Below are 8,845 nucleotides of genomic sequence, written 5' to 3'. Positions count from 1 at the left end.
ATGCTCGACAGCGAACGATGAGCGGCGAACGGTGAACATCGTGCCAGGTACGGTCTAGGCATGCCACCGAGCACCGAGACCCTGACCGCCGAGCGCATCCTCGAAGCCACCGAGGAGGTGCTGCGCCGCCACGGCCCGGCCAAGGCCACCGTGGTCGACGTGGCACGCGCGCTCGGCGTCAGCCATGGCAGCGTCTACCGGCACTTCCGGACGAAGGCGGCGCTGCGGGAGGCCGTGACGAAGCGGTGGCTGGACCGGGCGACGGGCGTCCTGGCAGCGATCACCGACGCGGACCGCGACCCGGAGGCCCGGCTGCGGGACTGGCTCGCCGCGCTCTTCGAGGTCAAGCGCCGCAAGGCGGGCGACGATCCGGAACTGTTCGCTACGTACACGGTCCTGACCGGCGAGAACGTCGAGGCGGTGATCGAGCACCTCACCGAGCTGACCGACCAGCTGACCCGTATCGTCCAGGACGGCATCGACGCGGGCACCTTCACCGTCACCGCCCCGGACACCACGGCCCAGGCGGTCTTCCAGGGCACGGCCATCTTCCACGACCCCGGCTATGCCCGTGAGTGGGAGAAGCCGGGCGCCGAAAAGGAGTTCACGGCGCTGGTGGACCTGCTGGTACGGGGCCTCAAGGCCTGACCGCCGCCACCCCCGCAGCTACGTCTGCGACGGATCCACCGTCGCCTGATGCGCCTCCGCCAGGTGTTCCTCCGCCTTCAGCCAGGGCAGGAACTGCGCTCCCTTGCGCCAGCCGCAGGTGTCACATCTGATCGTGCGTTGCGCGCCCTTGCGCTGCACTTGGACCACGTGTTCGCGGCCGTGCTGGTCCCAGCGGCTCACCCTGCTCGTGTTGATCTGCAACATGTGCCTCGCCTCCGGCTAGGAGTGTGCAGCAAGAACAACATCAACAGCAGTATCTTCACGGGGCGTTCGCCAGGACTTGAGCGTGGCCCGCGGCCCGGTCAGTCGATCGTGCGCGGCAGACGCAGACTCAGCACGCCCGTCAGGGCCACCCCGGCCAACTGGACGAGGAGCGTGGTCACCAGGGCGTCCCGCATGCCCATGCCCGGCGCCAGGGCGAGGAAGAGGCCGCCCAGCGTGGCCACGCCGAGGGCCAGGGAGACCTGCTGGGTGGTGACCATCACGCCGCTGCCGACACCGGCCCGGGCGGGCGGCACCTCGGACAGCACGATCCGGAAGACCACCGGCAGTTGGAGGGCCTGGCCGACTCCGGCGATCGCGCCGCCGGGGAGCAGGGGAAGCAGCCCGAGGTCCGGCCAGGAGGAGTGCGCGGCCAGGATCATCAGGCCCAGGCCGACCCCCTGGATCAGAGCGCCCGCGGTCACCACCCGGGTGCCGTGGCGGGCGATCAGCCGCGGGCCGGCGACCGACGTGAACAGGAACGTCACCGCGAGCGGGACCAGCGCGAGACCCGCCTGAACGGGGCTGCGGCCCGCCCCCTCCTGGAGCGCCACCGCGATCACGAACATGAAGCCCGCGAAGCCCATCGAGAAGGGCAGGATCAGCAGCAGACCGCGCCGCAGGGACACCAGCTGGAAGAGGCTCGGCGGGACCAGGGGAGTGCGGCCCTCGCGGTCCGCCCTGAGCTCCACCGCGAAGAACGCCCCCGCCAGGAACGGGAACGCCGCCAGCGACAGCCACGTCCACAGCGGCCAGCCCGCCGCCCGGCCCTCGGTCAGCGGGGCCAGCAGCGCGAGCAGGGTCGCCGCCAGCAGGACCGTGCCGGGGCCGTCCACCGGCTCCGGACGGGGGGAACGGGTCTCGGGGACCGTACGGGCCGCGAGGAACAGGCCGAGCAGGACGACCGGCACGTTCACCAGGAACGCCGCCCGCCAGCTCGTGCCCGCGATGTCGGCCGCCACCAGGACCCCGCCGAGGATCTGGCCCGCCACCATGGCGAGGCCCGCCGTGGCGCCGTACAGGCCCATCGCCCGCGCCCGGCGGGGTCCGGCCGTCGCCGACTGGATCGTGGCGAGGACCTGCGGCAGCATCGCCGCCGACGCGGCGCCCTGGGCGACCCGCGCCGCGACCAGCGTCCACGCGGTCGGCGCGAGCCCGCACGCCAGCGAGGTCAGCCCGAAGGCCAGCATGCCGCCCAGGAACAGCCGGCGCCTCCCGAAGAGGTCGCCGAGGCGGCCGCCGAGGACGAGAAGGACGGCGTACGCCAACCCGTAGCCCGCCACGACGAGTTCGAGGACCGACTCGCTCGCGGACAGGTCCGCGCCGATGGTGGGCAGTGCGACGTTGACGATGAAGAAGTCGATGAGGGGGAGTGCCGCGGCGAGCAGCACCGTGAAGAGTCCGAGGCCGCTCAGCTCGGGTGGCGCGGCGGCGCGGACGGGGCGTGGAGTCGTGGTTTCGGTCGTCACGGCAACGAGCCTGCGCCTCCCGCCAGAGGGGTACCAGAGTCTTCTTATCCTGGTAGAAGAACCACCTGGCAACAGGGTCCGGGTGGAGGCAGGCTGGAGACATGACCACCATGGCCCAGGAGACAGCCGTACCGGCGACCGCGTCCCACTCGTCCCTCTCGTCGATCCGGCGCCATGAACTCGCCGCCTTCCTGCGTCACCGCCGCGAGCACCTCACCCCCGAGCAGGTCGGCCTGCCCCGCGGCCGTCGGCGCCGCACCCCGGGCCTGCGCCGGGAGGAGGTCGCCCAGCTCTCCGCGGTCGGTGTCACCTGGTACACCTGGCTGGAGCAGGCCCGGGACATCCAGGTCTCCGTGCAGGTCCTGGACGCCCTCGCCCGCGCGCTGCTCCTGGACCCGAGCGAGCGCTCGCACCTCTTCCAGCTCGCCGGCGCGGTCGACCCGACCCCGGCCACCGCCTGCCCGTCGATCACACCGGGGCTCAGGGAGATCCTGGAGCAACTGGAGCCGGTCCCGGCCTGCGTGCAGAACAGCCGCTACGACATCCTCGCCTACAACCGCACCTACGGCCTGCTGCTGTGCGACCTGGACGCGGTGCCGCCCGAGGACCGCAACGGCATGATCCTCTCCTACACCAACGACGACTGGCGCTCCTCGATCATCCACCTGCCGGAGGCGCAGCGCGTGATGGCCGCCCGCTTCCGCGCCATCATGGCCGGTCACCTCGCCGAGCCCGGCTGGAAGATGCTCCTGAAGCGGCTTTACACGGAGTCCCAGGAGTTCCGCGAGGTCTGGGACCGGCACGAGGTCATCGAACACCGCAGCCGCCGCAAGGAGTTCATGAACCGCTACGTCGGCCATGTCAGCGTCGACCACACCGACCTCTGGCTAGGCCCCGAGGCCGGCCCGCGCATGGTGACGTACGCCCCGGCGGACGAGGAGTCCCGGCGGCGACTGGAGAGGCTGCACGCGATCGCCCTGGAGCGGGTCCCGCGCTCCCCGGTGTGAGCGACCTCTCAACAGCCCTTCTCCCCCCGCTCTCAGCTCGTCGTATGCGCCAGATGGATGCAACATGCACCTGGTGTATTGGATCGCGCCCCGGTCCACTCGATGTACTTCCCGGGCTGATCGAGGCCGCACCACAAGTGCGGCCCAGTCATAGGGGAGAGCAACAGCGTGTACGAGCAGTTCCTGTCGGCCAAACTGCGTGACCTGCAAGCGGGCGGACAGTACCGGGAGTTCGTGGACATCGACCGGCGTGCGGGGGCCTATCCGACGGCACTGCGCCGCCTTGCCGACGGCACCCGGCGGGAGGTGACCGTCTGGTGCAGCAACGACTACCTCGGTATGTCCCAGCACCCGAAGGTGCTGGACGCCATGCACCGCGCGGTCGACGAGTACGGGGCCGGATCGGGAGGTTCGCGCAACATCGGCGGAACCCATGCCCACTACCGGGCACTTGAGGCCTCACTCGCCGAATGGCACGGCAAGGAAGCCGCGTTGGTCTTCCCGACCGGCTACGGCTCCAACGACGCCACCCTCCAGTGCCTGCTCAGGCTGCTGCCCGACCCGATCGTCCTGTCGGACGCGCTGAACCACGCCTCGCTGATCAACGGCATCCGCAGCACCCGGGCCGAACGGGCCGTGTTCCGCCACAACGACGTCGACCACCTCAGGGAGTTGCTGTCCGCGCAGCCCCGCGACCGCGCGAAGATCGTGGTGTTCGAGTCGGTGTACTCCATGGACGGGGATGTCGCCCCGATCGAGGAGATCGCCGAACTCGCCCGCGAGCACAACGCGTTGACCTTCCTCGACGAGGTGCACGCGATCGGCATGTACGGTCCGCGCGGCTCCGGGCTCGCCGCCGACCTCGGCGTCGACCACCTCGTCGACATCGTGCAGGGCACCATGGCCAAGGCGATCGGCGTGATCGGCGGCTACATAGCCGGCTCGGCGACCCTCGTGGACGCGGTGCGCAGCTTCGCCTCCGGATTCATCTTCACCACCTCCCTGCCACCCGCCGTCGTGGCCGCCTGCCACGCGAGCGTCGAACACCTCAAGAACTCCGAGGCGGAACGGCGGGCCCTGCACGACAAGACCCGCCTGCTGCGCGACGCGCTCGCCTCGGCCGGCATCACCGTGATGCCGTGCAGCACCACCCACGTCCTGCCGGTCCTGGTCGGCGACGCCACCGCGTGCAAGCGAGCCGCCGTACGGCTGCTGGAGGAGTACGACATCTACCTCCAGCCCATCAACTCCCCGACCGTGCCCGTCGGGACGGAGCGGTTCCGCGTCAACGTGACCCCGAACCACACCGACGCCGACATCGCCCACCTCGTCGAGGCGCTTTCCGCGGTCCTCGCCCCTGCCGCGGAGCTGCCGGCCGAGGCGGTGGCAGCATGACCGTCGTCCGTCCCGCCGGCGTGGCGGACATCGAGGAACTCGTCCGGCTGCGCGCCCACCTGCTCGACGCGCCCGACGCCGACCTGCCCTACAAGGCGGGCAGTCCGGCCGCCCGGGAGGCCTGGCGGCGCGACTACCGCGCCTGGCTGACCGAGCAGCTCTCCCAGGCGGACGGCATCCGGGTCGCCGTCGTCCCCCTCCCCGACGGGACCGGCCTCGCCGCCTGCGCGACCGCGATCGTCGACCGGCGTGCCCCGTCACCGGCCTGCCCCTCGGGCCGCGCGGGCTGGCTCCAGTCCGTCGTCGTCGACCCGGCCTCGCGCGGGCAGGGGCTCGGCGCCCGGCTGCTGGAACACCTGCACGGCTGGCTGGCCGGACAGGGCGTCGACGAGGTGCTGCTGCAGGCCACCGAGACCGCGTCCGGCTTCTACCAGCGGCTCGGATTCGCCTCCAGCGGCGAGGAGTTGCTGTTCCGCACGCTGTCCCCGAGGAGTGTCGCCGCATGAAGATCCTGATCGTCGGCATGGGCTACGCCGGCTCCCGCTTCCTGAGCGCCTTCCGCAGCCTGGACCAGTCGTTCCGGCTGGCCTGTCACGCACGGCACCGCACCCGGGAGGACGTCCCGTACTTCCCGACCCTGGAGGGCGCCCTCGCGGAACACGCCCCCGACCTGGTCGTGGTGGCCGCCACCGACTCCGCCCACGCGGACATCCTCACCCGGCTGCACGGCTACCGCGGCTTCGTCCTCGCGGAGAAGCCCCTCACCTCCCCGCACGACGACCTGGACGCCGTCGCCAAGGCCCTCACTGACACCCGGGGGTTCGCCCTGGACCTGGTCGAGCGCTACTCGGACGCCACCGAGGCGCTGCGCACCTACGTCCACGAGCACGAACTCCGGCTCGTCCGCGCCCACTTGACCTGGGGCAAGGACCGCATCAACGACCACCGCCCGACCGTGGGCGTCACCAGCGAGGTCATCCACAGCCTCGACCTGGTCCGGTACGTCACGGGAGGCGAGGAGCCCCTGAAGGTGCGCGACGCCCTCGGCGTCACCTCCGACTTCTCCGTCTCCGGACCCGAGGTCCTCGACAGCGTCGCCCTGACCGCCACGCTCGGCGAGGCCCCGGTGACGGTGTACAGCAGCTTCACCAACATCGTCCGCCAGCGCACGGTCGACCTCGCCTTCCGGGACCGGCGCGGGCAGCTCGTGTACGCCAGTTGCGTCTACGACACCCCGGTCTGGGACGCCGACCACCTGCGCGTCTGGCGGCGCCAGGACGGCCAGGAGCACACCCTGTGCGAGGTCGACACCAGGGACGCCCAGGTGCCCGACGCGCAACGCGCGATCGTCAAACTCCGTCGCCTCGCGCTGGACGTCGTACGCCATGTCGCCGACGGAACACCGCCACGGGTGCCGTTCGCCGGGCTCGCCGAGTCCGTCGTGACGCAGCGCCTGCTCAACGACATCGAAACCGCCGCCCGCACCACCGGCCCGGCCCGCTACTTCCCACAGGGCCGCACTCCGGTGACCGAAGTGGACTGGGAGCGCCTCGGATGACCACACCCACCCCCACCACCCCCATGAACCGGCTCTACATCCTCGTCCTCGGTGCCTTCGCACTCGGCCTCGACGCCTACGTCATGGCCGGACTGCTGCCCAAGGTCGCCGCCGACCTGCACACCAGCGAGTCTGCGGCGGGCCAGATGGTGACCCTATTCACCCTCTGCTACGCCCTCGCCGCACCTGTGTTCGCGACCGCGCTGGCCGGACGGCCCGCCAAGACCATCCTGACCGCGGCCCTCCTGCTGTTCACGGCCGCCAACGCGCTCACCGCCCTCGCCGGCAGTCTGGCCGTGCTGCTCGTCGCCCGGGCCCTCGCGGGCGTCGGCGCGGGCGTCTACTCACCCATGGCCGCCGCCACGGCTGCCTCCCTCGCCGGGGAGGAACGGCGCGGCCGGGCCCTCGCCCTGGTCATGGGCGGGATGAGTATCGGCACGGTGATCGGCGTACCGGTGGGCGTGCTGCTCGCCGACCACGTCGGCTGGCGCGGCACGCTCTGGCTGATCACCGGCCTCGGCGCCGTCGCCATCGCCGGGATCGTCCTCGCACTGCCCCGCCTGGAGGCCGCCCCGCCGCCGCCCCTGCGCGAGCGGGCCCGCATCCTGGCCCGGCGCCCCGTGGCCGCGATCGCGGGGGTGTCCCTCATCGCCGGTGTCACCAGCCTCGGCCTGTACACCTACCTCGCGCCCTTCCTCACCGACGCGGGCGGCATCGACTCGACGCTCGGCGCGATGTGGGCCTGGGGCCTGGGCGGTGTGGCCGGAAGCCTGCTGATCGGCCGGATCGTCGACCGCACGGGGCGGCCCTACGCCGTCGTCACCGGCGTCCTGCTCCTGCTGTGCCTCTCCCACCTGCTGCTGCCCGTCGCGGCCCGCGCCACCTGGGCGCTCGCCGTGCCGCTGGTGGTGTGGGGCGCGACCGGCTGGGCGCTCCAGGTGCCCCAGCAGCACCAGCTCATCGCCGCCCGCCCCGACCAGGCGCCCGTCGCGGTCTCCCTCAACAGCTCGGCCGTCTACCTCGGCAGCGCGCTCGGCTCCGCTCTGGGCGGGGTCACCCTCGCCGCCGGAGTGGCCCCCGCGGACCTGCCGTACTGGACGGGCGCGCTCGTGGCCGTCGGACTGGTGCTGCACCTGGTCCTGGTCCGCATGCCCCGGTCCGCCGACGCGGAGGAGGAGCCCGCCCGGAACGCGCGCACGCCGGAATCGGTCACCGCGGGTGAGTAGTACCGTCGTGACAATGGACGTAGGACTGCAACAGCTGCGCTGTTTCCTCACCTTGGCGGAAGAACAGCACTTCACCTGGGCCGCGGAACGGCTCGGTATCCCCCAGCCCACCCTCAGCCGCACCATCCGCAGGCTGGAGGACCACGTCGGCTGCCGGCTCCTGGACCGGACCACCCGCCACCCGCGGCTGACCCCGGACGGCGAACGCCTCCGCGCCGAGCTCCAGGTCCTGCTGCCCCGCCTCGAAGCGGCCCTGCGTCCCGTCCCGCAGGAGGAGCCTCTCAGTCTCGGCTACACCTGGGGCTTCCCCCGCCGTCGCGGTCGTGACGCCATCGACCTCGTCGAACGCCGCCACCACATCCTGGTCCAGCCGGTACGCCGGGACGAGCGGCTGGCCGGTGTCCACGCCGGGGCGGTGGACGCCGCGCTGCTGTGGGGCCCGGTCGAGGATCCACGTCTCCATACCGTGGAGATCGCCCGCGAGGAGCGGGTCGCCGCGGTGTCCGTCCGCTCGACCCTGGCCACGCGTTCCCGGGTCGGCTGGCGGGACCTGGGCCGCCGCTGCCTCGTCCTGAACACGGTAAGCGGCACTCTGGCGCCAGGCGACTGGCCCGCCGACGCCCGGCCCGAGATCGGTGCCGAGGCCGCCAACCTGGACGAGTACCTGCACGCCGTCGCCGCCCGCCGGGGTGTCGGCGTCCTGCCGAAGTCGGTCGCCACCCAGCATCCCGACCCCGACGTCCTGTACCTCCCCCTCACCGGCGCCCCGCCCGCGGTCCTGCACTACGTCTATCCGCGCACCAACCCCCATCCGCACGCGGAGAACCTCTCCAGGGCGTTGCGGGACGCGGAGCGGCCGGTGCTCCAGAGCGCCTGACCGGTCGTCGCAGGTGGGGATGATCGGCCGCAGTGCGGGAACCCGGTCGGTCCAAGGAGAAGACCCCCCACAGGCGAGGCGAGTCATGGCCGAGCAGAAATCGTCGCAGCAGGTAGCAGAGTCAAGATCACCGTCACCGGCGCAGGGGCTTCCGCAGCCGCTGCGGGCGGCCGTTTCGGTACTGGGGAGGGTTCCCGGGGCCGGGACGGTGGGCCGGGTGGCCGGTGGAGCACTGGACCGGGTCGGAGCGGTGTCCCCGCGCGGCCGACGGCTCGCGGTGTACGCCGGGGCAGGGGTGCTCGGCGTCGCGGGCGTCGTCGAGTGGCCCGTCGCGGTCACCGGGGCGGCGGTGGCGTGGCTGACGCAACCGAGGCCGGGGGAGC

At 72.1% G+C, this 8,845-nt stretch carries 9 protein-coding genes and 1 pseudogene; 8 read left to right on the top strand and 2 right to left on the bottom strand.

Going from position 1 to position 8,845, the window contains the following annotated elements; all coding sequences use genetic code 11:
- The first annotated feature begins 60 nt into the window (after positions 1 to 60).
- Positions 61 to 648, top strand: a complete 588-nt coding sequence (locus tag JF597_RS04810) for a TetR family transcriptional regulator (protein ID WP_293989329.1) — start codon at positions 61 to 63, stop codon at positions 646 to 648.
- An 18-nt stretch (positions 649 to 666) separates the two neighbouring features.
- Here JF597_RS04810 and JF597_RS04805 read toward each other — a convergent pair whose 3' ends face one another.
- Complete coding sequence (locus JF597_RS04805) at positions 667 to 873, bottom strand: hypothetical protein (protein WP_069759084.1); 207 nt, start codon at positions 871 to 873, stop codon at positions 667 to 669.
- A gap of 98 nt (positions 874 to 971) precedes the next feature.
- Positions 972 to 2,399 (bottom strand): MFS transporter, encoded by a 1,428-nt coding sequence (locus JF597_RS04800; RefSeq protein ID WP_293989322.1) that lies wholly within the window; start codon positions 2,397 to 2,399, stop codon positions 972 to 974.
- A 110-nt stretch (positions 2,400 to 2,509) separates the two neighbouring features.
- On the opposite strand from JF597_RS04800, the gene JF597_RS04795 reads away from it, so the two are divergent.
- The 7 genes and pseudogenes from JF597_RS04795 to JF597_RS04765 all read left to right on the top strand — a co-directional run.
- Entirely contained in the window at positions 2,510 to 3,406 is an 897-nt protein-coding gene (locus JF597_RS04795; RefSeq protein WP_293989332.1) for a helix-turn-helix domain-containing protein, read from the top strand.
- 168 nt (positions 3,407 to 3,574) lie between these two features.
- A complete protein-coding gene (gene hemA / locus JF597_RS04790) occupies positions 3,575 to 4,801 on the top strand; it encodes a 5-aminolevulinate synthase (protein WP_293989319.1) in 1,227 nt (408 codons plus the stop codon).
- Positions 4,798 to 5,307, top strand: coding sequence for a GNAT family N-acetyltransferase (locus JF597_RS04785; RefSeq protein ID WP_293989316.1), 510 nt, complete (start codon positions 4,798 to 4,800; stop codon positions 5,305 to 5,307). The genes hemA and JF597_RS04785 overlap by 4 nt, the downstream gene beginning before the upstream one ends.
- Positions 5,304 to 6,359 (top strand): Gfo/Idh/MocA family oxidoreductase, encoded by a 1,056-nt coding sequence (locus JF597_RS04780; protein WP_293989313.1) that lies wholly within the window; start codon positions 5,304 to 5,306, stop codon positions 6,357 to 6,359. Before JF597_RS04785 ends, JF597_RS04780 begins: the two co-directional genes overlap by 4 nt.
- Positions 6,356 to 7,585 carry an MFS transporter gene (locus tag JF597_RS04775; protein ID WP_293989310.1) on the top strand — a complete coding sequence of 410 codons (1,230 nt, stop codon included), beginning with the start codon at positions 6,356 to 6,358 and terminating at the stop codon, positions 7,583 to 7,585. The genes JF597_RS04780 and JF597_RS04775 overlap by 4 nt, the downstream gene beginning before the upstream one ends.
- A gap of 13 nt (positions 7,586 to 7,598) precedes the next feature.
- Positions 7,599 to 8,462, top strand: a complete 864-nt coding sequence (locus tag JF597_RS04770) for a LysR family transcriptional regulator (RefSeq protein WP_293989307.1) — start codon at positions 7,599 to 7,601, stop codon at positions 8,460 to 8,462.
- An 85-nt stretch (positions 8,463 to 8,547) separates the two neighbouring features.
- A pseudogene (locus tag JF597_RS04765) lies at positions 8,548 to 8,845 on the top strand (hypothetical protein); the annotation flags it as partial.

Source organism: Streptomyces sp. (assembly GCF_019510245.1).
GTDB lineage: Bacteria > Actinomycetota > Actinomycetes > Streptomycetales > Streptomycetaceae > Streptomyces.
This window is presented reverse-complemented; position numbering and strand designations above follow the sequence as displayed.